This window comes from Variovorax sp. GW821-FHT10D07, assembly GCF_059415325.1.
Genome location: NZ_JBWKMZ010000022.1, coordinates 39,234 through 60,557, shown reverse-complemented (window position 1 = coordinate 60,557; position 21,324 = coordinate 39,234). Strand labels below are relative to the sequence as shown.

20 protein-coding genes are annotated in these 21,324 nt (G+C 70.5%); 2 read left to right on the top strand and 18 right to left on the bottom strand.

Going from position 1 to position 21,324, the window contains the following annotated elements:
• Nucleotides 1-16 precede the first annotated feature (16 nt).
• Genes AC07PU_RS38695 through AC07PU_RS38680 form a run of 4 tightly spaced genes read right to left on the bottom strand, consistent with a single transcriptional unit; the run spans nt 17 to nt 3,752 of the window.
• Nucleotides 17-1,171, bottom strand: a complete 1,155-nt coding sequence (locus tag AC07PU_RS38695; RefSeq protein WP_495323189.1) for an alpha-hydroxy acid oxidase — start codon at nt 1,169-1,171, stop codon at nt 17-19.
• Nucleotides 1,168-2,088 (bottom strand): TauD/TfdA dioxygenase family protein, encoded by a 921-nt coding sequence (locus tag AC07PU_RS38690; protein ID WP_281081046.1) that lies wholly within the window; start codon nt 2,086-2,088, stop codon nt 1,168-1,170. Before AC07PU_RS38690 ends, AC07PU_RS38695 begins: the two co-directional genes overlap by 4 nt.
• A gap of 48 nt (nt 2,089-2,136) precedes the next feature.
• Entirely contained in the window at nt 2,137-3,300 is a 1,164-nt protein-coding gene (locus AC07PU_RS38685) for an iron-containing alcohol dehydrogenase family protein (protein ID WP_495323187.1), read from the bottom strand.
• Complete coding sequence (locus AC07PU_RS38680) at nt 3,297-3,752, bottom strand: nuclear transport factor 2 family protein (RefSeq protein WP_495323186.1); 456 nt, start codon at nt 3,750-3,752, stop codon at nt 3,297-3,299. The genes AC07PU_RS38685 and AC07PU_RS38680 overlap by 4 nt, the downstream gene beginning before the upstream one ends.
• A 96-nt stretch (nt 3,753-3,848) precedes the next feature.
• Here AC07PU_RS38680 and AC07PU_RS38675 point away from each other — a divergent pair, with 96 nt between their 5' ends.
• Nucleotides 3,849-4,787 carry a LysR family transcriptional regulator gene (locus tag AC07PU_RS38675; RefSeq protein WP_093350643.1) on the top strand — a complete coding sequence of 313 codons (939 nt, stop codon included), beginning with the start codon at nt 3,849-3,851 and terminating at the stop codon, nt 4,785-4,787.
• 10 nt (nt 4,788-4,797) lie between these two features.
• Here AC07PU_RS38675 and AC07PU_RS38670 read toward each other — a convergent pair whose 3' ends face one another.
• From AC07PU_RS38670 to argS, 8 genes are all read right to left on the bottom strand, one after another.
• On the bottom strand, nt 4,798-5,586 hold the full coding sequence (locus AC07PU_RS38670; RefSeq protein WP_495323185.1) for a fumarylacetoacetate hydrolase family protein: 789 nt from the start codon (nt 5,584-5,586) through the stop codon (nt 4,798-4,800).
• Between the two features lie 113 nt (nt 5,587-5,699).
• The gene (locus AC07PU_RS38665; protein ID WP_495323184.1) at nt 5,700-7,298 is read right to left on the bottom strand and encodes a phospholipase D family protein; all 1,599 of its coding nucleotides are present in this window, start codon (nt 7,296-7,298) and stop codon (nt 5,700-5,702) included.
• 10 nt (nt 7,299-7,308) lie between these two features.
• Entirely contained in the window at nt 7,309-8,898 is a 1,590-nt protein-coding gene (locus AC07PU_RS38660) for an RNA polymerase factor sigma-54 (RefSeq protein ID WP_495323183.1), read from the bottom strand.
• 30 nt (nt 8,899-8,928) lie between these two features.
• On the bottom strand, nt 8,929-9,723 hold the full coding sequence (gene lptB / locus AC07PU_RS38655) for an LPS export ABC transporter ATP-binding protein (protein WP_057595581.1): 795 nt from the start codon (nt 9,721-9,723) through the stop codon (nt 8,929-8,931).
• Nucleotides 9,720-10,442, bottom strand: a complete 723-nt coding sequence (gene lptA / locus AC07PU_RS38650) for a lipopolysaccharide transport periplasmic protein LptA (RefSeq protein WP_296797608.1) — start codon at nt 10,440-10,442, stop codon at nt 9,720-9,722. The genes lptB and lptA overlap by 4 nt, the downstream gene beginning before the upstream one ends.
• A 317-nt stretch (nt 10,443-10,759) precedes the next feature.
• Complete coding sequence (locus AC07PU_RS38645) at nt 10,760-11,407, bottom strand: thiol:disulfide interchange protein DsbA/DsbL (RefSeq protein ID WP_093350631.1); 648 nt, start codon at nt 11,405-11,407, stop codon at nt 10,760-10,762.
• A gap of 184 nt (nt 11,408-11,591) precedes the next feature.
• On the bottom strand, nt 11,592-12,356 hold the full coding sequence (locus AC07PU_RS38640) for an SPOR domain-containing protein (protein ID WP_296781723.1): 765 nt from the start codon (nt 12,354-12,356) through the stop codon (nt 11,592-11,594).
• An 11-nt stretch (nt 12,357-12,367) separates the two neighbouring features.
• On the bottom strand, nt 12,368-14,053 hold the full coding sequence (argS, locus tag AC07PU_RS38635; protein WP_495323182.1) for an arginine--tRNA ligase: 1,686 nt from the start codon (nt 14,051-14,053) through the stop codon (nt 12,368-12,370).
• A 131-nt stretch (nt 14,054-14,184) separates the two neighbouring features.
• Here argS and AC07PU_RS38630 point away from each other — a divergent pair, with 131 nt between their 5' ends.
• The gene (locus AC07PU_RS38630) at nt 14,185-14,529 is read left to right on the top strand and encodes a hypothetical protein (RefSeq protein WP_203204058.1); all 345 of its coding nucleotides are present in this window, start codon (nt 14,185-14,187) and stop codon (nt 14,527-14,529) included.
• Nucleotides 14,530-14,589: 60 nt separating this feature from the next.
• Here AC07PU_RS38630 and AC07PU_RS38625 read toward each other — a convergent pair whose 3' ends face one another.
• The 6 genes from AC07PU_RS38625 to AC07PU_RS38600 all read right to left on the bottom strand — a co-directional run bounded on the left by AC07PU_RS38625 (nt 14,590) and on the right by AC07PU_RS38600 (nt 21,257).
• The gene (locus AC07PU_RS38625) at nt 14,590-16,620 is read right to left on the bottom strand and encodes a spermidine synthase (protein ID WP_495323181.1); all 2,031 of its coding nucleotides are present in this window, start codon (nt 16,618-16,620) and stop codon (nt 14,590-14,592) included.
• A 4-nt stretch (nt 16,621-16,624) separates the two neighbouring features.
• A complete protein-coding gene (locus AC07PU_RS38620) occupies nt 16,625-17,080 on the bottom strand; it encodes a DUF2214 family protein (RefSeq protein WP_093350618.1) in 456 nt (151 codons plus the stop codon).
• Nucleotides 17,081-17,150: 70 nt separating this feature from the next.
• Nucleotides 17,151-18,077, bottom strand: coding sequence for a LysR family transcriptional regulator (locus AC07PU_RS38615; RefSeq protein ID WP_495323180.1), 927 nt, complete (start codon nt 18,075-18,077; stop codon nt 17,151-17,153).
• A 64-nt stretch (nt 18,078-18,141) separates the two neighbouring features.
• On the bottom strand, nt 18,142-19,134 hold the full coding sequence (locus tag AC07PU_RS38610) for a Bug family tripartite tricarboxylate transporter substrate binding protein (protein WP_495323179.1): 993 nt from the start codon (nt 19,132-19,134) through the stop codon (nt 18,142-18,144).
• A 4-nt stretch (nt 19,135-19,138) separates the two neighbouring features.
• On the bottom strand, nt 19,139-20,329 hold the full coding sequence (locus AC07PU_RS38605) for a CaiB/BaiF CoA transferase family protein (RefSeq protein ID WP_495323178.1): 1,191 nt from the start codon (nt 20,327-20,329) through the stop codon (nt 19,139-19,141).
• Complete coding sequence (locus AC07PU_RS38600) at nt 20,322-21,257, bottom strand: hydroxymethylglutaryl-CoA lyase (protein ID WP_495323176.1); 936 nt, start codon at nt 21,255-21,257, stop codon at nt 20,322-20,324. Before AC07PU_RS38600 ends, AC07PU_RS38605 begins: the two co-directional genes overlap by 8 nt.
• Between the last annotated feature and the right edge of the window lie 67 nt (nt 21,258-21,324).

Below are 21,324 nucleotides of genomic sequence, written 5' to 3'. Positions count from 1 at the left end.
CTTTCGGTTCGGGGATTCACGGGGACGGCCGCAGCAGGTCGGCCGAAAGCTGCGCCACGCCCGGGGCGCCGCACAGGCGCATCGTGCGCAGCAGTTCGTCGTGCAGGATGTCGAGGGCGCGCTGCGCACCGGCGTCGCCCGCGGCCACCGCGCCGAACAGCGTCGCGCGGCCCAGCAGCACGCCGTGCGCGCCCAGAGCCAGCGCCTTCGCGATGTCCGCGCCGCGGCGGATGCCGCCGTCGACCAGCACCGGGCAGCGCCCGGCCACGCCCTGCAGCACCTCGGGCAGCGCCTGCAGGCTGGGGACGGCGCCGTCGAGCTGCCGGCCGCCATGGTTGGAGACGACGATGGCGTCCACGCCCATGGCGGCCAGGCGCGTGGCATCGTCGGCGCGGCTCAAGCCCTTGACGATCAGCTTGCGCGGCCAGCGCTCGCGCACCTCGGCCAGCCGCGCCCAGTCGAAGGAGGGGTCGTAGCTGCGGCCGACGGACGAGGCGATGGCGCCCGCGCTGGTCGCCGCCGTCTCGAGCCCGCGCAGGTTCTCCATCGCGGGCAGGCCGCGCAGCAGCATGTCGAGGGCCCAGCGCGGCCGCGAGGCGAAGTCGAGCACGTTGCGCGAGGTGAAGCGGAACGGGATCGAGAAGTGGTTGCGGAAATCGCGCTCGCGCTTGCCGCCGACGGGCAGGTCGACGGTGATCACCAGCGCCTCGTACCCGGCCTCGCGGGCACGGTCGACCAGTTGCCAGAAGAAGTCCCGGTTGCGCAGCACATAGGCCTGGAACCACAGGCGCCCGGGCGCCTGCTCGGCGATGGTCTCGATGGCGGTGGTGGCGCTGCTCGACAGGGTGTAGGGCAAACCCATCCTGGCCGCCGCGCGCGCGAGCGCCAGGTCCGCGCCGCGCCAGCCGAAGCCCGCCGCGCCGGTCGGCGCGATGGCGGCCGGCATGCCCGCGGGCGCGCCCAGCAGGCTGCAGGCGGACGAGGCATCCGCCACGTCGACCAGCACGCGCGGCGCGAGCTGCCAGCGCTCGAAGGCGCGGCCGTTGCCGGCGAGCGTGCGCTCGTCCTCGGCGCCACCGTCGAAGAAATCGAACACGGCGCGCGGCAGCCGCCGGCGCGCGAGCGTGCGCAGGTCGGCGATCGAATAGCAGGCGGCCGCGCTGTGCGTCATGCGCCGGCCAGCGCCGTGTCGGCCACCGCGCGCGGCGTGCCGTCGTCATGGAAGAAGCGCGTCGCCATCACCTGGCAGCGCTTGATGTAGCGCGGCTCGTCGGGCCGGTAGTCGGGGATCGCGTTGTGGATCGTGCCCATGTTGTCCCACATGAGCACGTCGCCGACCTCCCAGCGATGCGCGTAGCGGAACTCGGGCCGGGTCTGGTGCGCGAAGAGGAATTCGAGCGCCTCGGCGCTTTCCTTCTCGTCCATCTCGTTGATGCGGATCGCATAGCCCGGGTTGGCGTAGAGCACGCGCCGGCCCGTGATCGGGTGCACGAGGAACAGCGGATGCGAGACCGGCGGCCGCGCCGCGCGTTGCGCGGGCGTGAGCGGCGGACGCGTGCTGCCGCGCTCGCGGCGCATCATTTCCCAGAACTTGTCGAAGTCGTGCAGCACGGTCATGCCCTCGAGGCGCCGCTTCCACGCATCGGGCAAGGCCTCGTGCGCCGCATGCATGTTGCAGAACTCGGTGTTGCCGAGCGGCTGGCCGTCGCGGTGCGGAATCCGGATGCCGTAGAGCACGTTGGTGAACGCGATCATCCGGTTGTAGGACATGTCGGTGTGCCAGTCCTGCCCCGCGTCGGAGAGTCCGAGCGGCTTGCCGTTCTCGACGATGTTCGACAGCACCATGACCTCGGGCAGTCCCGGCTCCTGGTAGGCGCCCGCCACGTTGACCTCGAGCCGGCCGAAGTTCGCCGAGAAGTCGCGCAGTTGGGTCGCGGACAGTTCCTGCCGCGGATAGCTCAGCACGCCGTGGCGGCCGAGCGCCTGCAGCAGCTGTTCGAAGACCTCGGCGGACAGCGGGCGCGACAGGTCGAGTCCCTCGACGCGGGCACCGAGGGTGGCGCCGCCGGGAACGATGCGGATGGTCATGGATGGAGTCCTCTGGCGAATGAAGGGGGTCGTGTTCGGGGAAGGCCGTCAGTACGCGGCGTCGAGCAGCGCGCGGATCTCGTGCGCGCCCGCGACGCGCCGCGGGTTGTAGTAGAGGCCGCGTTCGCGCATCGTCTTGGCGCCGATGCGGTCGAGCGCATCGCGCGGCACGCCGATGTCGCGCAACCGCATGGGCACGCCGATGGCCGCCTGCAGCGCACGCAGGGCGTCCACCAGCGCAGGCACGCCGGGCGCGCCCCACGCCGCGGCGGCGCGCATCAGCGGCCCGGCCGCGGCTTCGGCATTGAAGGCGATGGCGTGCGGCAGCATCACGGCATTGGCATCGCCGTGGCCGACGCCGGTCACCGAGCCGATCGCATGGCACACGGCGTGATGCAGGCAGGTGCGCGCATTGACCAGCACCTGGCCCGAAAGGTGCGCGGCATAGAGCAGCGCGGCGCGCGCCGCGACGTCCCGCGGATCGCGGTGGACGTCGGGCAGCGCCTGCGCGAAGCGCGCCATCGCATCGAGCGCCAGCGTCTCGGCCAGCGGCGAGCGCTCCATCGAATAGAGGCCCTCGAGGCAATGCGCGAGGCCATTCATGCCGGTGGCGCACATCAGCGCCGCGGGGATCTCGAGGTTGGCGCGCGGGTCGATCAGCACCAGCCGCGCAGCGAGCTGCACATCGGTGAACAACAGCTTGGCGCCGTCGCCGCCGCGCACGCCGAGCGACACCGTGACCTCGGCGCCGGAGGCGGTCTGCGGAATGGCCACGATCGGCAGCTTCGGCGCGAGGAGGCGCGGCGCCACCAGCGAATCGGGCGGCGTGAAGCGCACCGCGTGGTCGGCGAGCGCACCGCCCTCCGCCATCAGCAGCGCGATCGCCTTGGCCGTGTCGGAGGCACTGCCGCCGCCGATGGCGACGAAGCCGTCGACGCCCTCGGCCAGCGCCCGCGCGGCCAGCTGCTCGACCAGCGCCACGCTCGAATGCGCGGGCACCGGGTCGGCCAGCAGATGCGGCAGGTCGCCCAGCGCCGCGAGGCTGCGCGCGAACAGGGCCGAGCGCTGCGTGCGCGCACCGCCCAGCACCAGCGGCCGCGCGATGCCCAGCGCATCGAGCTCGGCGCGCAGGCCGTCGATGGCGCCTTCGCGCATCACCAGCCGCGTGGCGACGCCGCGGTGGACGAAGGAGGCGGGCAAGGCGTTCTTCATTCGGCGGAGGCGAAGTCGAAGGCCGTCACCATGCGCTGCTCGGCGATGCGCCAGCCATGGCCCGGATCGCGGCGGAAGACGGTGGTCGTCAGGTTGAAGCGCAGCGGCCCGGCGATGCGCGGCGGCGCGCCGTCGGGCTGCGCTGCGGCGGGATGGCGATAGGCCGTCATGTAGGCCTCGACCTCGGCCGATGTGCCGTCCTGCGCGCTCACATGGGCATTGGTGAGCACATGGCGCGTCTCGACATCGGCGGCGCGCGCTTCGAGCGCGGCGCGCACGGCCGGCTTGCCCTCGAGCCACCGGCCCTGGCGCAGCCAGCGGCAGTCGTCGGCGAACAGCGCGAGCATCGCGTCGTAGTCGCGCCGGTCGAGCGCATGGAAGAAGCGGTGCAGCGCCTGCGTCAGCTCGGGCAGCAGGCGCGCGGCGTCGGGAATGGAAACATCGGCGGTCATGTGGCGGACGAGTCTAGGAGTCGGCTTGCCCGCTGACACACCCTGTTCGACAATCCAAGGTTTGCGATTTGGAAACCTTGAACCGGGTCGAACGACGTGGATCGCCTTCGCTGCCTTCAGATATTCACCGAGGTCGCGCGCTGCGGCAGCTTCGCGCGCGCCGCCATGCAGCTCTCGGTGTCGCGCGCCACCATCACCAAGCACGTGGCCTGGCTCGAAGCCTCGATGGGCGCGCAGTTGCTCAAGCGCACGTCCAAGCAGGTGGCATTGACCGAGGCCGGCGCGCGCGTGCTCGACTCGGGGCGCGACCTGCTGGAGCGCTACGAGGCGATCGAGGGCGAAGTGCGCGATGCCGTGCAGCTGCCGCGCGGTGCGATCCGCGTGGGCACGCCGCCCTCGTTCGGCGCCTACCACCTGATGCGCGTGGTGGCGCAGTTCACCCACCGCTATCCGGACATCGAGGTGACGGTGGTCCATGACGACGGCCGCTCCGACCTGGTGGCCGAGGCGCTCGATCTCTCGATCCGCATCGCGCCCTCGCTCGAGGACGCGAGCTACGTCGCGCAATCGCTGCTGAAGGCGCCGCAGGTGGTGGTGGCGTCGCCGGCCTACCTGAAGGCCTACGGCCGCCCCGCCACGCCGGCCGACCTGGCGCGCCACAACTGCCTGGTGCACATCATCAAGTCGGGCTCGGGCGTGTGGAAGTTCGCCGGCAATCCGCCGCAGGAGGTGCGCGTGCGCGGCACCGTGCGCGCCAACATGGGCGATGCGATCAAGCAGTGCGCGCTGCTGGGCACCGGCATCTCGCTGCACCCGCACTACATGGTGTCGGAGGAACTGAAGGCCGGCACGCTCGAGGCCCTGCTGCCCGGCGCGGTGCCCGAGGAACTCGACATCCACGTGGTGTTCTCGACCCGGCGCAACATGCCCAGCCGCGTGCGCCACCTGCTGGAGTTCCTGCGCGAATGGTCGCGCCATCCGCCCGACTGGGCCTTGCCGGCCACCACCGCGGCGCGCGGCACCGCGGGCCGTTGAACGGTCGCCCTCAGGCCTCTTCGGCGACGAAGGGATTGCGCAGGCAGCCGAGGCCCGAGATCTCCACCTCGACGACATCGCCGGCCTTCAGGTGCGGCGACTTGCCGTCGGTGCCCATCCAGATCACGTCGCCCGGGTACAGCGTGAGATGCCGCGTCATCGCGCTGATGAAGGTCGCGATGCCGAACAGCATCTCGCCGGTGCGGAACTGCGTCTTCACCTCGCCGTTGACGCGCACCGTGGTGCGGGCCGCTTCCAGGTCGAAATCGGTTTCGATCCACGGCCCCATCGGCTTGAAGGTGTCGCTGTTCTTGGCGCGCCAGAAGGTGCGGTCCGAGGCCTGCCAGAGCCGCTCGCTCACGTCGTTGCCGATGGTGTAGCCCAGCACGCACGACAACGCGTCGGCCTCGCTCAGGTGGCGGGCCTTTTGGCCGATCACCACGACCAGCTCGCCCTCGTACTCCACCTGCTTCGCGTTGGACGGAATGACGACGGCCGCCTCGTGCGGAACCAGGGCGTTGACCGCGCGGTAGCCGATGTCGGCCTTCTCGGGGATCGCGAGCGTCTGGCCGCTGCGCTCGGCGTATTCCTTGATGTGGCGCACGTAGTTGAGCCCCGCCGCATAGAAGGTGCGCGGCAGCAGCGGCACCTCGATCCTCACGTCGGCCAGGCGATGCACGGCGCCCGTGAAATCGTGGCCGCCGAAGGGGCTGCCGTTCACCGCGCGGACGCGATCGTCCTCCAGCACGCCATAGCTGCTGGCGGCCGCGCCGGGCGCGGTGTAGTGGATCCATTTCATGCGCGTGCTCCTGTCGGTGGTGTTCGGGCCCCCTGCTCGCAGGGGCACCACAGCATGACAGGCCGAGGTTTGCGGAACGGAAACCGACGGTTTGCGAAAGCCGCCCAAACCGCCTAGAGCAGGCTCTCCGGCGTCAGCGGCGCCAGCAGCTCGAGCATGGTGCGATCCCAGAAGCCCGAGTCGGGCTCCTCGCTCAGCACCGTGGTCTTGCCGGCCTCCTCGCTGACCCACTCCAGGCGCGAGTCGCTGCCTTCGGCGAAACGCAGCCTGTAGGCGCCCTGCTGCTTGAGCACCTCGAGCAGCTTCAGCGCCTGCTGCGCCATCTCGGGGCTGCGGATGAACAGGCCGATCTCGGTGTTGTGGACCTCGGAGCGCGGGTCGAAATTCATCGAGCCGACGAACAGGATGCGCTGGTCGATCACCGCCGACTTGGCATGCAGCCGGCCGACCGAGGTGCCGAACAGGCCCAGCCGCACGCTGCGGCGGGTGCGGTTGGTGCTGAGTTCGTAGAGTTCGGCGCCCAGGCGCAGCATCTCGGGCCGGTAGCGGCGGTAGGCGGTGTGCACCAGCGGCTCGTCGGTGGCGGCGAGCGAGTTGGTCACCACGCTGATCCTCACCTGGCGTCGGCGGATTTCGTTCATCACCTCGAGCCCCGCGGCGCCCGGGATCAGGTAGGGCGAGACGATGGTCACCTCGCTGCGCGCGCGGCGCATCTGCTCGACCACGTTGTAGCGCACGCTGTCGACGTCGAGCAGCGGCACGCCGCCATACGAGGCGGTCTTGCCGATCACGCGGTCGGGCGAATCGGCATAGGCCTCGGCCGTGGTCCAGATCAGGCCGAGCCGGCCGGCGTCGAGGTCCTCGGCGATCGGGCCGTAGCCCAGCAGGTCGTTGGGCGCGGGCTTCGGCGGCGGCGGCGTGGTGTCGGGGCCGGTGGCGACCTCGAAGCGGCGCCGCAGTTCGTCCGGTGGCAGCGCGCTCGCCACCACCGACTCGACGGGCCGCACGTAGGGGCTGTTCCAGTACTGGTCGAACAGGCTGCCCAGGCGCGGGATCAGCGCGCCCGTCACGAAGGTATCGAGGTCGATGAAGTTCTCGCCCGCGGTGCGCCGGAAGTACTGGTTGCCGATGTTGCGCCCGCCCGCCACGGCCATCGCGCCGTCGGCGATGAACAGCTTGTTGTGCATGCGCCGGTTGACGCGGCTGAAGTCGAACAGCGAGGCCGTGAAGCGCGCGAGCAGGCTGCCGCGGCCGGCCGGGAAGGGGTTGAACAGGCGCAGCTCGACATTGGGCGTGGCCGCGAAGCCGCGCAGCAGCTCGTCCTCGCCCGCGGTGTAGAGGTCGTCCATCAGCACGCGCACCCGCACGCCGCGCTGCGCGGCATCGCGCAGGGTGCGCAGCAGGTAGCGGCCGGTCTCGTCGTTCTCGATCTGGTAGTACTGGACGTCGAGCGTGCGCTGGGCCCGGCGCGCGAGCTGGATGCGGGTGTCGAAGGCGAAGTCGCCACCGGGCATGAGGCGGAAGCCGCTGAGGTCGGGGTCGGGCTGCGCGGCCAGCGCGATGCGCCCGAGCGCGGTGTCCTTCGACACGGCGATGGCCTTGGTAGGCGCGCGCGGGGCCTCGTCGGGCAAGGTGGCGCAACCGGCGGCCAGCAGCGCGGCCGCGATGGCAAACACCCAGGGCCCACAGCGCGACAGCAGGCGTCGGGCCATCGGGGGCTTTCTACAGGGCCTTGCGCAGGTTGGCGGGCGCGATGCGCAGCGCCTCGCGGTACTTGGCGACGGTGCGGCGCGCGCACTCGATGCCCTGCTCCTTGAGCATCTCGGAGATCTGGCTGTCCGACAGCGGCTTCTTCACGCTCTCCGAACCGACGAATTGCTTGATCAGCGCGCGCACCGCGGTGCTCGAGGCATTGCCGCCGGTCTCGGTGCCCAGCGCCGAGCCGAAGAAGTACTTGAGCTCGACCGTGCCGAAGGGCGTGGACATGTACTTCGCGGTGGTCACGCGCGAGATGGTGGACTCGTGCAGTCCGAGCTCGTCGGCGATCTCGCGCAGCACCAGCGGGCGCATCGCGAGTTCGCCGTGCACGAAGTAGCTCTTCTGCCGCTCGACGATGGCGTTGCTCACGCGCAGGATGGTGTCGAAGCGCTGCTGGATGTTCTTGATGAACCAGCGCGCCTCCTGCAGCCGCTGCGACAGCGCCTGGCTGCCCTCGCCCTTGTGCGACTTGAGCGCGCCGGCGTAGATGTCGTGCACGCGCAGCCGCGGCATCACCTCGGGGTTGAGCATGACGCGGAACTTCACGTTGGTGCCGCGGCCGGTCTTGGTGACGATCACGTCGGGAATGACGATGTTGCGCTCGACGTCGACGAAGCGGCGGCCCGGCTTGGGTTCGAGCCGCGCGATGATCTGCAGCGCCGAGCGCACCAGCTCCTCGTTGGTGCGCGTGAGCGTGGCCAGGCGCTTGAAGTCGCGCCGCGCGAGCAGCTCCATCGGCTGCTTGCAGATGGCGAGCGCGGTCTTGCGCACCAGCTCCTCGTCCTCGGTCTCGTCTTCGTCGGCCAGCGCGCGCAGCTGGATCGCGAGGCATTCGCCGAGGTCGCGCGCACCCACGCCCGCGGGCTCCAGGCTCTGCAGCAAGCCCAGCGCGACCTGGAAGTGGTGCACCAGCTCGTCGAACTGGTCGTTGTCGTCGCCCGCGAGGCCCGAGGCCAGCGCCGGCAGCGAATCCTCGAGGTAGCCGTCGTCGTTGAGCGACTCGATCAAGAAGCGCAGCGCGGCGCTGTCGTTCTCGTTGAGCCGCAGGCTCAGCGCCTGGCGGTGCAGGAAGGACTGCAGCGATTCCTGGCTGCGCGCGAGCTCGGTGGCATCGGCGCGCTCGTCGTCGCCGGTGCTGCTGTTGTTGCGCGCGGGCGCGTCGCTGCCCCATTCGCTGTCGTCGGGCGCCATGTCGACGGTGCCGTCGCCTTCCCAGTCGGGCTCGCGCTCGGGCGAGTCGAGGGCCGGCTCGGCCTCGGACGACGAGGTGGTCTCGGTGGAACTGCTCGAGGTCGAGGGCGCGGCGCTCGCGTAGTCGCTCTCGGCTTCGCGCTCGGTGTCCTCGCGCGGCGCGGGCGTGTCGGCGGCGTCGAGGCCGAACTCCTCGCGCGCGGCTTCCTCGGCGGTGCGCTCGAGGAAGGGGTTCTCGTCGAGCATCTGCTCGACCTCCTGGCTCAGTTCGAGCGTGGAGAGCTGCAGCAGCCGGATCGACTGCTGCAGCTGAGGCGTCAGCGCGAGATGCTGCGAAACGCGCAGCGACAAGCCTTGTTTCATGCCCTCAGGAAATGACTTGCACGAGGGTCATCACATCCGGAAGTGCTCGCCCAGGTAGACCCGGCGCACTTCGGCGTTGTCGACGATCTCCGAGGGCGTGCCCTGTGCCAGCACATGGCCGTCGCTGATGATGAAGGCGTGGTCGCAGATGCCCAGCGTCTCGCGCACGTTGTGGTCGGTGATCAGCACGCCGATGCCGCGTTCCTTCAGGAAGCTGATGATGCGCTGGATCTCGATCACCGCGATCGGGTCGATGCCGGCGAAGGGTTCGTCGAGCAGGATGAAGCGCGGCTGGGTGGCCAGCGCGCGCGCGATCTCGACGCGGCGGCGTTCGCCGCCCGACAGCGCGAGCGCGGGCGAATCGCGCAGGTGGTCGACGCGCAGGTCGGCCAGCAGCTCCGACAGGCGCTCTTCCATGCGCTGCTTCGACAGCGCCTGCGGCCGGCCGTTGGCATCGGGCTCGCGCTGCAACTCGAGCACCGCGCGCACGTTCTCCTCGACCGTGAGCTTGCGGAAGATCGAGGCTTCCTGCGGCAGGTAGCTCAGGCCCATGCGCGCGCGGCGGTGGATCGGCATGTGGGCGATCGGCTCGCCGTCGATGGAGATCTCGCCCGCGTCGGCGCGCACCAGCCCGACGATCATGTAGAACGAGGTGGTCTTGCCGGCGCCGTTGGGCCCGAGCAGTCCGACCACTTCGCCCTTCTGCACGTCGAGCGAGACGTCCTTGACCACCTTGCGGCTGCCATAGCTCTTCTGCAGGCCGCGCGCGACGAGGCGGCTGCCCGGCACGCCGTTGGCTTCCTGGGTTCCGGCGGCTTCGATCACTTGCGTTCTTCCCCTTCGCCGCTCAGCGTGGTGGTGGAGCGCAGTCCGGCGCCCGGTGCCGGCGTGGGCGCCGGGGCCGCGGGACGGCGCGTGGCCGGCGCCGCGGCGCCGGGCGCACCCGGTGCGGCGGGCGCGGCCGACTTCGGCGTGAGGATGGCCTTGACGCGGCCGCCGCCACCCGGCGCCGACACGCCGGCGTTGGGCGGCACGGTCGAGCCGTTGACGGTGTAGGTGTCGTTGCTCTGGTCGTAGACGATCAGCGCGCCGCTGCTCTCGTCGTTGGGCGTGGCGCCGACCAGGCGACGCATGACGGCGCGGCGGATGAACTTGACGTTGTCGGCCCGGCTGTCGTACTCGATGACCTCGGACTCGCCCTCGATCCACTCGTCGCCGTTGCCGTTGCGCTTCTGCTTGTAATAGGCGAGCTTGCCGGGCGCCGCGGTGACCACGCCGTACTGGTAGCCCTCGGGGTCCTGGCGCACGTCGATGCGCGCGCCGCGGATGATGATGGTGCCCTTTGTGACCACCACGTTGCCGGTGAAGACGCTGGTCTGCTTGAGATCGTCGTAGCGCATCGAATCGGATTCGATGTTCATCGGCTTGGTCCGGTCGGCCGTTTCGGCCAGGGCGGCGGCGGCGGAGCCGGCCAGCAGCAGCGCGGCCAGCACGAGGCGACCGGTGCGGCGAAGGGAGGAGGTGGGGTGAGAGTGCGATGTCATAGAGGCACGAAACTTGCTCTGCATTGTATGCGGCCCATCGCGCCAGACCCATGCGCGCGGATGAAAAAGCCCCGGGGCGGCGAACCCGGGCACGGCACCCCGCGGGATCGCCCCGCGTTCTGCCGACCGGCCGGATGACGGCCCGGCCGCCCCGGAACCCTCGAAGGGATTCCGGCCTCCCGGCGGCGGAGCGGCTACAAGGTGTGAAGAAACCGTAGCGAGCGCCCCGAGGTCGCGCCGAGGACCGGAGCCGTACTCTGTACGGTGAGGACCGCAGGTGCGAGATCGGGGCGCGCAGTAGGTTTATTCACACCTTGTCAACCCTTGCGGGCTTCGCCGATCAGATAGTTGGTCACGGCCAAGGCCTTGTTCATGTTGCCGGCGAGTTCGCCGTCCACGTACCAGCGGCCGGCCACGGCCAGCGCGGGCACGCCGGCCACCTTGTAGGCCTCGGTCAGTTGCGAGGCGCGCTTGGCCTTGCTCGCCACGCCGAAGGAGGTGAACAGCTCCTTGAACTTCGCGCCGTCGAGGCCGTTCTTCTCGGCCCAGGCCACGATGTTGGCGTCGCCGTTCACGTTCTGGCGCTGGGCGTGGATCGCGTTGAAGACCTTGGGCTGGTACTCGTCGACCTTGCCCAGCGCCTCGAGCGCGTAGTACAGGCGCTGCTTGGCTTCGACGTCGTTGCCCACGAAGGGCACCGGCACGCGGCGCAGCACCACGTCCTTGGGCTGGCCCTTGGCCCAGGCCTCGAGCGCGGGCTCGAAGTCGTTGCAATGCGGGCAGTTGTACGAGAAGAACTCGATCACCTCGATCTTGCCGGCCGGTGCGTCGACCGGCACGCGCTTGTCGAGCACGAGGTATTCGGTGCCGGCCTTGGGCGCGCGGGCTTGGGCTTGCGCGGGCAGATGGGCCATCAGGCCGAGCGAGCCAGCGGCGACAGCCAGCGAGAAATCACGACGTTTCATGGGAAAGAGCTCTCCAGTTGGTAGACGGCAGACTGAGCCGGGCCGGTGAAGCGGAGTTCCCGCGCGCGGTGCTCGGGGCTCCGGGAAACCGGGGGCGGCGCGGACCGCGGCGAAGCTTAAAGAAAAACCATGACCGTTGTCGGGAGAGGCCACCCGGCGGCGGCGCTCTCCGGCCGGACGGCGCTCAGCGCTGGACGCGCACCAGCGCCGAGTCGAGGCCGGCGCCGTCCATCCGCTCCTTGAGGCGGTCGGCGTCGTCCTTCTTGTTGAACGGACCGGCGCGCACGCGGTAGACGGTGCGGCCGGCCTGCTCGCGCTCGGTCACGCGGGCCTCGACGCCCATCAGCGAGAGCTTGGCGCGCTGCGCCTCGGCGTCCTCGGTGGTGCGGAAGGCGCCGGCCTGCACGAAGTACATGAAGGGATCGGCACCGCCGGAGCCGGTGGCGGCCGCGGCATTGCCGCTGCTCGACGACGGGGCGGCGGCCACCGTGGTGCTGCCGCCGACGCTGCCGGCGCGGGCCCGGGCCAGGTCGCCGAGCGGATCGTTCGAGGGCGGCAGCGCGTTGGCCTCGGCCGGCACCGGCGCGGGCCGCGCGGGCTTGGGCGCGACCACCACCGGCACCGGCGCCGTGGGCGGCGGGGTGCCGGGCGAGACCGTGGCGGTGGCGGGATTGCTGCCGTCGCCCGAAGGCGGCGCGCCGACCGGGCCGGCGGCCGCGGGGCGCGGCTGCTGCGGCTTGCCGGCCAGCGGGGCGTTCGGGTCCCAGTCGCGGTTCTTGCGCGCCTCGGCCTCGTCCTGCTCGGCACCGCCGCGCTGCGTCTTGGTGACGAAGGGGATCGGCACCTTGGTCACGTAGACCGCGATACCCAGCGCGACGCCCAGGCCGAGCACCAGCCCGATGATCAGGCCGATGACGATGTTGCCGCGTTGTCTGGTTGTCTTCTTCATGGGGAGGGGGTTCACATCTTGCGCGGCGCGGTGACGCCGAGGATCGCGAGGCCATTGTGCAGCACCTGCGCGGTCGCGGCGACCAGCGCCAGGCGCGCCAGCTTCACGGCCTCGTCGTCGACCAGGATGCGCTCGGCGTCGTAGTAGCTGTGGTACGTGGCCGCCAGTTCGCGCAGGTAGAAGGTGACGTCGTGCGGCGCGAAATCCTTGGCCGCGGCGCTCAGCATCTCGGGGTACCTGGCCAGCAGCAGCATCAGCGACTGGGCCGCCGGGCTCTCGAGCGGCGACAGGTCGACGCCCTGCAGCACGGCCGCGTCGCCACCCCAGGCCGCGAGCACCGAGCAGATGCGCGCATGCGCGTACTGCACGTAGTACACCGGGTTGTCGTTGTTCTGCGCCACGGCCAGGTCGACGTCGAAGGTGTATTCGGTGTCGGGCTTGCGGCTCAGCAGGAAGAAGCGCACGGCGTCGGTGCTGGTCCACTCGATCAGGTCGCGCAGCGTGACGTAGCTGCCGGCGCGCTTGCTGATCTTGACCTCCTCGCCGCCCTTGGTGACGCGCACCATGGTGTGCAGCACGTAGTCGGGGTAGCCCTCGGGAATGCCCTCGCCGGCAGCCTGCAGCCCGGCGCGCACGCGCGCGATGGTGCCGTGGTGGTCGGTGCCCTGGATGTTGATGACCTTGTGGAAGCCGCGCTCCCACTTGGCGATGTGATAGGCGACGTCGGGCACGAAGTAGGTGTACGTGCCGTCCTGCTTCTTCATCACGCGGTCCTTGTCGTCGCCGTAGTCGGTCGACTTGAGCCACAGCGCGCCATCCTGCTCGTAGGTCTTGCCCGCGGCGACCAGCTGCGCCACCGCGCGCTCGACGCGGCCGCTGGTGTAGAGGCTGGACTCGAGGTAGTACTGGTCGAAGCGCACGCGGAAAGCCTGCAGGTCCAGGTCCTGCTCGCGGCGCAGGTAGGCGACGGCGAACTCGCGGATCGCCTCCAGGTCCTCGATGTCGCCGCTGGCCGTGACCTCGCGGTCCTCCGACTTCACGGTCTTCTTCGCGATGAAGTCGGCCGCGATGTCGGCGATGTAGTCGCCGTTGTAGGCCGCAGCCTTCTCGCCGCTCGGCCATTCGGCGTCGCCGGGCTTGAAGCCGCGCGCGCGCAGCTGCGTGCTGTTGGCCAGGGTCTGGATCTGCACGCCGGCGTCGTTGTAGTAGTACTCGCGCCAGACCTGCTCGCCCTGCGAGGCGCGCAGGTTGCAGATGGCGTCGCCGAGCGCGGCCTGGCGGCCGTGGCCCACATGCAGAGGACCGGTGGGGTTGGCCGAGACGAACTCGACCAGCACCTTCTCGCCGGTGGCCGGGCGCTGGCCGAAGGCGGCGCCGGCGTCGAGCACCTCGCGCACCACCTGCTGCTTGGCGGCGGTCTTCAGGCGAATGTTGAGGAAGCCGGGGCCGGCGATCTCGACCGCCTGCACCCATTGGGCGAAGGCGGGGGTGGCGAGCAGCGCGGCGCTCAGTTCCTCGGCGAGCTCGCGCGGCTTGCGGCCGAGCGGCTTGGCCAGCTGCATGGCGGCATTGCTGGCGAAGTCGCCGTGGGCCGCGACCTTGGGAGACTCGAACGCGGCCTTGAGGCCGGCGCCGGGCGAGAGGGATTCGAGCGTGTTCGCGAGCGCCGCGAGCAGCTCCTGTTTGACCAATAGCATCGGCGAATTTTACCGGGGGCAAACTCGGTCGCAGTTGACGATCGTCATCCGACCGTCCCCTTCGCCCGTTACGATGGTCAACCCCGAGGCGGGGCAGCCACTGTCACAACCCATTTGCAAGGACACACACCATGAAGAAGCTCCTTTCCCTGGTCGCCTCCACCATCGCGCTCGGCGCCTGCCTTTCCTTCGGCGCCGCCCAGGCCCAGGACAAGGCCGCCACCCCGGCCGCTCCCGCCGCGGCGGCACCCGCCGCAGCCGCCGGCGGCTGCGAAGCCAAGGCCGTCGACAAGAACGGCAAGGCCCTGGCCGGCGCCGCCAAGGCCAGCTCGATCAAGAAGTGCGAGAAGGAAGCCAAGGCCGCCGCCGCTCCCGCCTGCGCCGCCAAGGCGGTCGACAAGAACGGCAAGGCGCTCGCCGGTGCCGCCAAGAACAGCTTCGTCAAGAAGTGCGAAGCGGACGCCGCCAAGGGCTGAGACCCGAAACCGCGTTTCTGAGCAACCTTTGTGAACAAAGCCCGCCTCGTGCGGGCTTTGTTACTTGAGGACCCCCAAGAGGTTGTTGTAGTCGTCGGTCCAGGGCCGCGCGGCCGGGTCGACCGCGATCGGCTGGGCCGCCGCCGCGATCGGCGCGCGCGTGAGCACCTGCGGATCGCGCGCCACCAGCACCCAGTCGGTGGCGTGCAGCCAGGCCGAATCCTCCGCGTCGTCGCTGACCAGCACCGCGTGCAGGCCCTGCGACTGCGCGATGCGGGCCACCACGGGCGCGAGCGCGAGGAAGTGGTTGGTGACGTGGAAAGCCACCACGCCGTCGGGCCGCAGGTGCCGCAGATAGACCTGCATGGCCTGCGCGGTCAGCAGGTGCACCGGTACCGAATCGCCCGAAAAGGCATCGACCGCCAGCACGTCGAAGCCCTGCGCGCTCTCGCGCTCCAGCGCCAGCCGCGCGTCGCCGAGCACGCGCTCGATCCGCGCGCGGCTGTCGCGCAGGAAGGTGAATTCGCGGTCCGCGATGTCGAACACCTCGGGATTGATCTCGTAGAAGCGGTAGACGTCGCCCGTGCGCCCGTAGGTCGCGAGCGTGCCGGCGCCCAGCCCGATCAGCCCGACGCGGCGCGCGCCGATCGGCAGCGCCTCGATGGCGCGGCCGATGCCCGAGGTGGCGCCGTAGTAGGTGGTGGGTTCGCGGCGGCGCTCGGGCGAGAGGAACTGCTCGCCATGCTTGATCGAGCCGTGGACGAACTGGCGCACGTAGTCGGGCGGGTCCTGGCGCCGCACGTCGTAGGTGTGCATCGAGCCGTAGAAGTTGCGCCCCAGGGTGCGCAGGCCCTCGTGGTCGCTGCGCACCTGCTCCGAGAGCAGCCAGGCGCAGCAGGCCGCGAGCCCCACGCCGGGCACCCACAGCAGCCAGCGCGCGCGCAGCACCAGCGCACCGAGCAGCGCCGCCAGCACCAGCCCGATGCCGAGCTCGTAGTAGGCCGGCAGCAGGTAGGGCGCGCCCAGCCCGACCGTCACGCCGCCGATGGCGCCGCCCAGCGAGAGCATCAGGTAGAAGCGCGTGAGGTGCGCGGGACCGGGCCGCAGCCGCGCGGTCTCGCCGTGCAGGAACATGCACAGCACGAACAGGCCCGCCACGTGGATCGTCAGCGCGGTGTGGATCTTGAGCCCGGCGCCGTCCTGCAGCTGGTAGGCGCACAGCGCCAGCATCGCGGCCGCGAGCGGCACGAACAGGCCGCGCCGGTACCAGCGGTCGCTCTCGAAGCACAGCACGAAGGTCAGCAGGTAGAGCGACAGCGGCAGCACCCAGAGGAAGGGCACGGCCGCGATGTTCTGCGTGATGTGGTTGGTGACGGCCAGCAGCAGCCAGGAACCGAGCGCGGGCAGCGCGAGCCACAGCAGCTGGTCGATGCGGCGCGGCGCCGCGACCGGCGCATCGGTCGATGCGGCGGCGGCCGGCAGGTCGTGGCTCCAGCGGCGCGCCATGTACAGCGTGGTGCCCGCGCAGAGCACGACGAAGCCCGCGTAGCCCCACGACCAGCCGATGGCCTGCTGCATCAGCGTGCTGCGCGGCTCGATCAGCACCGGGTAGCTCAGCAGCGAGAGCAGCGATGCGAGGTTCGACAGCGAGAAGTAGCGGTACACGCGCGCGCCCCAGGGCGTGCGCGACACCCACGACTGCACCAGCGGCCCGGTGGTCGAGAGCAGGAAATACGGCAGGCCGATGGTGCCCACCAGCAGCCCGAGGATGCGCCAAGCCGGGTCCTCGGCGCCGGCCGGCTTCCACTGCGCGCCGGCCACGATCGGCAGGAAGGCCAGGCTCGCGAGCAGCAGCGCCACATGCAGCAGCGCCTGCGCGCGCATGCGCAGGTGGCGCGAGATCCAGTCCGAATAGGCATAGCCCGCGAGCAGCGCGACCTGGAAGAACACCATGCAGATCGACCACACGGCGGCCGAGCCGCCGAACCACGGCAGGATCTGCTTGGCGATCAGCGGCTGGACGAGGAAGAGAAGGAAGGCGCTGCCGAAGATCGTGCCGGCAAACAGGAGCTGGATGCCGGCGCTCGCCATGCGGCTACTTGCTGCCGAAGCCGCGCGCGAAGAACACCGCGGCCAGCGGGATCACGGCGATCAGGTGGGCCTGGATCATCACCAGCTTGCGCGTCTTCTTCACCTCGGCCTCCGAAGGCAGCGTGCCGCTGGCGCGCAGCGCCTTGCGCCAGCGCAGGTAGTTCAGGGTCGGGAAGATCGACAGCACGCCGACCACGATGAACAGGCCCAGCTTCAGGTGCAGCAGCGGATTGGTCCAGTACCAGGCCGTGCCCTTCACGCCCCAGAGGGTGCGCGCGATGCCGGTCAGCAGCACGGACACGGCGGCGATGCCGTAGACCATGTCGACGCGCGCGAGCCGCTCGACCACCGCGGCATTGAGCCACTCGACGCGGCACAACGCCGCCTCGCTGGCGATGAAGACGACCATCGTGAGGATGGCCAGCAGATGCAGGTAGGCGAGGATGGCTTCGAGGGTCATCGTGGCGTTCTCTTCGTCGGGGCGCGTGGGGTTTGCAAATGCAAACAGATTGTGCAGCCACGCGCCCGGCTCAGGTCCGTCCACCCCAGAATTCGGGCCGCCCGTATTGGTCTTTGAGGAAATCAAGCCACAGTCGCACGCGCAGCGGCAGGTGCTTGGCGCCCGCGAACACCGCGTAGATGCCGTTGGGCGGTGCCGCGAACTCGTCGAGCAGCGGCACCAGCAGACCGGCGTCGATCTCGGCCTCGACCTCCCAGGTGCTGCGCCAGGCGATGCCGTGGCCGGCCAGGCACCAGTCGTGCAGCACCTGGCCGTCGGAGCAGTCGAGCGGGCCGCTGGGCCGCAGGTGGATCAGCTCGTGGCCGCCCTGCTCGTCGGGAATGCGGAAGGCCCAGCCGCGCGTCTGCGAGGCATCGCTGGTGAGCGCGAGGCAGGCGAAGCGCGACAGCTCGTTCGGATGGCGCGGCGCGCCGTGGCGCAGCACGAACTCGGGCGTGGCCACGCAGCGGCGCCGGTTGTCGGCCAGCCGCACGCTGACCAACGAGGAATCGGGCAGGTCGCCCACGCGCACCGCGCAGTCGAAGCTCTCGCCGGCCACGTCGACCACGCGGTCGCTGAGGTTCAGCGAGATCGTCACCTCGGGATGCAGCGCATGGAAGCGCGGCACCAGCGGCGCGACATGGCGGCGGCCGAAGCCCGCGGGCGCGGTCACGCGCAGGTGGCCGCTGGCCTTGACGCCGCCCGCGCTCACGCTGGCCTCGGCATTGGCGAACTCCACCAGCAGGCGCTGGCAGTCCTCGAGGAAGGCGCTGCCCTCGTGCGTGAGCGTGATGCGCCGCGTGGTGCGAACCAGCAGCTTCACGCCCAGGCGCTCCTCGAGCGCATCGAGCCGGCGCCCCATGATCGCGGGCGCCACGCCCTCGGCCTTGGCGGCCGCGGTGAGGCTGCCGCGCGTGGCGACCGAGACGAAGGATTCGAGCTGCTTCAGGCGGTCCATGGCGCCCGAACTATATAGAGGCGGCGGGAAGCCCGGCGCCGCGCGGGCTCATCCCGGGGACCGGCTATTCGGGCTGCACCCCGGCCTCGCGCACCGCCGCGCCCCAGCGCGCATGCTCGGCGCGCACGTACTGCGCCGCCTGCTCGGGGCTGCCGCCCACCGGCATGCTGCCCTCGGCCTGCAGCTGCGCGATGGTCGCGGGCTTGGCCAGCGCCTTGTCGATCGCGGCGTTGAGCTTCTTCACGATCTCGCTCGGCGTGCCCGCGGGCACCACCACCGCCTTCCAGTCGACCGCCTCGAAGCCCTTGTAGGTCTCGGCCACGGTGGGGATGTCGGGCATCACCGGCAGCCGCTTCGCCGAGGTCACGGCCAGCGCGCGCAGCTTGCCGGCCTTGACCATCGACAGTGCGCCCTGCGGCGTCGCGAACATGCAGTCGGTCTGGCCGCCGAGCAGGTCGGTGATGGCCGGCGCCGCGCCCTTGTAGGGCACGTTGAGCACCTTGAAGCCCACGCGCTTGGCGAGCACCTCGCCGGCCATGTGGCCCAGGGTGCCGGTGCCGGCCAGCGCCTGCTTGATCTCGCCGGGCCTGGCCTTGGCCGCGGCGACGAAGTCGGCCAGCGAGCGGTAGGGCGAATCGGCGCGCACCACCAGCACCACGGGCTGCGCGGCGACGACCGAGACCGGCACCACGTCCTTCAGCGCGTCGTAGGGCATCTTCGGGAACAGCGTCGGGTTGATCGCGAGGTTCGCGGTCTGGCCCATGCCGATGGTGTAGCCGTCGGGCTTGGCCTTGGCGACCACGTCGATGCCGATGTTGCCGTTGCCGCCCGCGCGGTTGTCGACGATGAAGCTCCACTTCGTGTCCTCGGCGAGCTTCTGCGCGACCAGCCGCGAAACGATATCGGTGGCGCCGCCGGGCGTGTAGGGCACGACCAGGCGCACCGGCTTGTCGGGCCAGGCGGTGTCGGCATGGGCCGGCCAGGCGGTGAGCGCCAGGGCGCAGGCGAACGCGGTCGCGACGCCGGCCAGCAGGCCGCGCCGTGGGATGGATGTCATGGGATCAGTCTCCTGTGGTGATGTGGCGGCGCCGGAGCGCCTCGATCGCTGCGTCGTCGTAGCCGGCTTCGCGCAGCAGCTCGACGGTGTGTTCGCCCAGGCGCGGCGGCTGCAGGCGGATGCCGGGCCGCACGCCGTCGAGGGTGAACGGTGCCAGCGGCACCTTGGCCATGTGGCCGTCGTTCATGCGCACCGGCGCGAGGCCGCCGGTGGCGTTGAGGTGCGGGTCGTCGAACAGCGCCTGCGGCTTGGTGATGGGCGCGAACGGCAGCTCGTTCTGCTCGAACACCGCGGCGAGCTCGGCCGCGCTGCGCTCGGCGAGGTGCGAGCGCAGGATCGGCATCATCCATTCGCGCGCCAGCACGCGGTCGTTGTTGGTCTTCAGGCGCGGGTCGGCCGCCAGTTCCTCGAGGCCGAAGGCCTGGCAGAACACGGCCCACTGCTTGTCGCTGACGGCCGCGAGGAAGATCTGCTCGCCGTCCCTGACCGTGAACACGTCGTACACCGCCCAGGCCGAGATGCGGCTGGGCATCGGGTCGGCCGGCTTGCCGGTGGCGGCGAACTGCATCATGTGCTGCGCCACCAGGAACACGTTGTTCTCGAACAGCGCCGACTGCACCTCGCAGCCCTTGCCCGTGAGCTCGCGCTGGCGCAGCGCGGCCATCGCGCCGATGGCGCCGAACATGCCGCCCATGATGTCGTTGACGCTGGTGCCCGCGCGCAGCGGATCGCCCGAGCGGCCGGTCATGTAGGCCAGGCCGCCCATCATCTGCACCACCTCGTCGAGCGCGGTGCGATGGTCGTAGGGACCGGGCAGGAAGCCCTTGTGGCTCACGTAGATCAGGCCCGGGTGCAGGGTCTTGAGCGTGTCGTAGTCGAGGCCCAGCTTCTTCATCGTGCCGGGCTTGAAGTTCTCGCTCACGATGTCGGCCGTGGCGATCAGCCGCAGCGCGGCCTCGATGCCCTCGGGCTGCTTGAGGTCGAGCGCGATGCTCTTCTTGTTGCGGTTGAAGGTCGGGAAGAAGCCGGCGCCCGAGCCGAGCAGGCGGCGCGTGTTGTCGCCCTCGACCGGCTCGACCTTGATGACCTCGGCGCCGAGGTCGGCCAGGATCAGGCCGCAGGTCGGCCCCATCACCATGTGGGTGAACTCGACCACGCGCACGCCGGCGTAGGGCAGCGGATTGGTGTCAGCCATGTGCGGTGTTCTCCTGGGCGAAGCCCTTGGGCAGGCCGGCCTCGGGCGTCATGCCGTAGACCGGTTCGCCGGGCAGGCCGGCCATGAGCGGCGCGCGCGCCGCGATGAGTTTCTCGATGTCGATGCCGGTGCGCACGCCCATGGCCTCGAACATGAAGACCAGGTCCTCCGTGACCGCGTTGCCCGAGGCGCCGGGCGCGTAGGGGCAGCCGCCGAGGCCGCCGAGCGAGGCGTCGAAGGTGCGCACGCCCTCGTCCCAGGCCGCGAGGCAGTTGGCGATGCCGAGGCCGCGCGTGTTGTGCATGTGGGCCGCGCCGGCATGGGCGCCGAGCTCGGCGCGCAGCCGCTTGAACAGCCGCCGCACCTGGGCGGGATTGGCATAGCCCACGGTGTCCGACAGGCCCGACTCGTCGGCGCCGGCCTCGATGCACTGGGCCGCGAGGCGGATCACGTCGTCCTCGGGCACCAGGCCCTGCAGGGTGCAGCCGAAGGCGGTGGAGATGCCGGCCTCGAGCTTCACCTGCGGCGCGATCGCGCGGCGCAGCTCGGCGATGGCGCGCACCTCCTCGACCATCTCGGTGGGCGTCTTGCGCACGTTGGCCAGCGAGTGCGCCACGCTGGCCGACACCGGCATGGTGAGCTTGTGCACGCCGGCCTCGAGCGCGGCCTGCGCGCCCTTGCGGTTGGGCACCAGCGCCATCACGACGAGGCCCGGCAAGGTGATCGCATGGCGCACCACCTCGGCCGCGTCGGCCATCTGGGGCAGCAGCTTCGCGGGCACGAAGGAGGCGACCTCGATCTCGCGCACGCCGGCGGCGTGCAGCGCATCGATCCAGCGCAATTTGTCGGCCGTGGGCATGGTGGCCGCGACCGATTGGAGGCCGTCGCGCGGACCGACCTCGCTGATGAGCACATCTGGGGTTGTCATCGGAAATTTGACAGTTCTATCTGACAGAACTATATTTTGCAGAACAGAATTAGACGCCGGCCCCGGC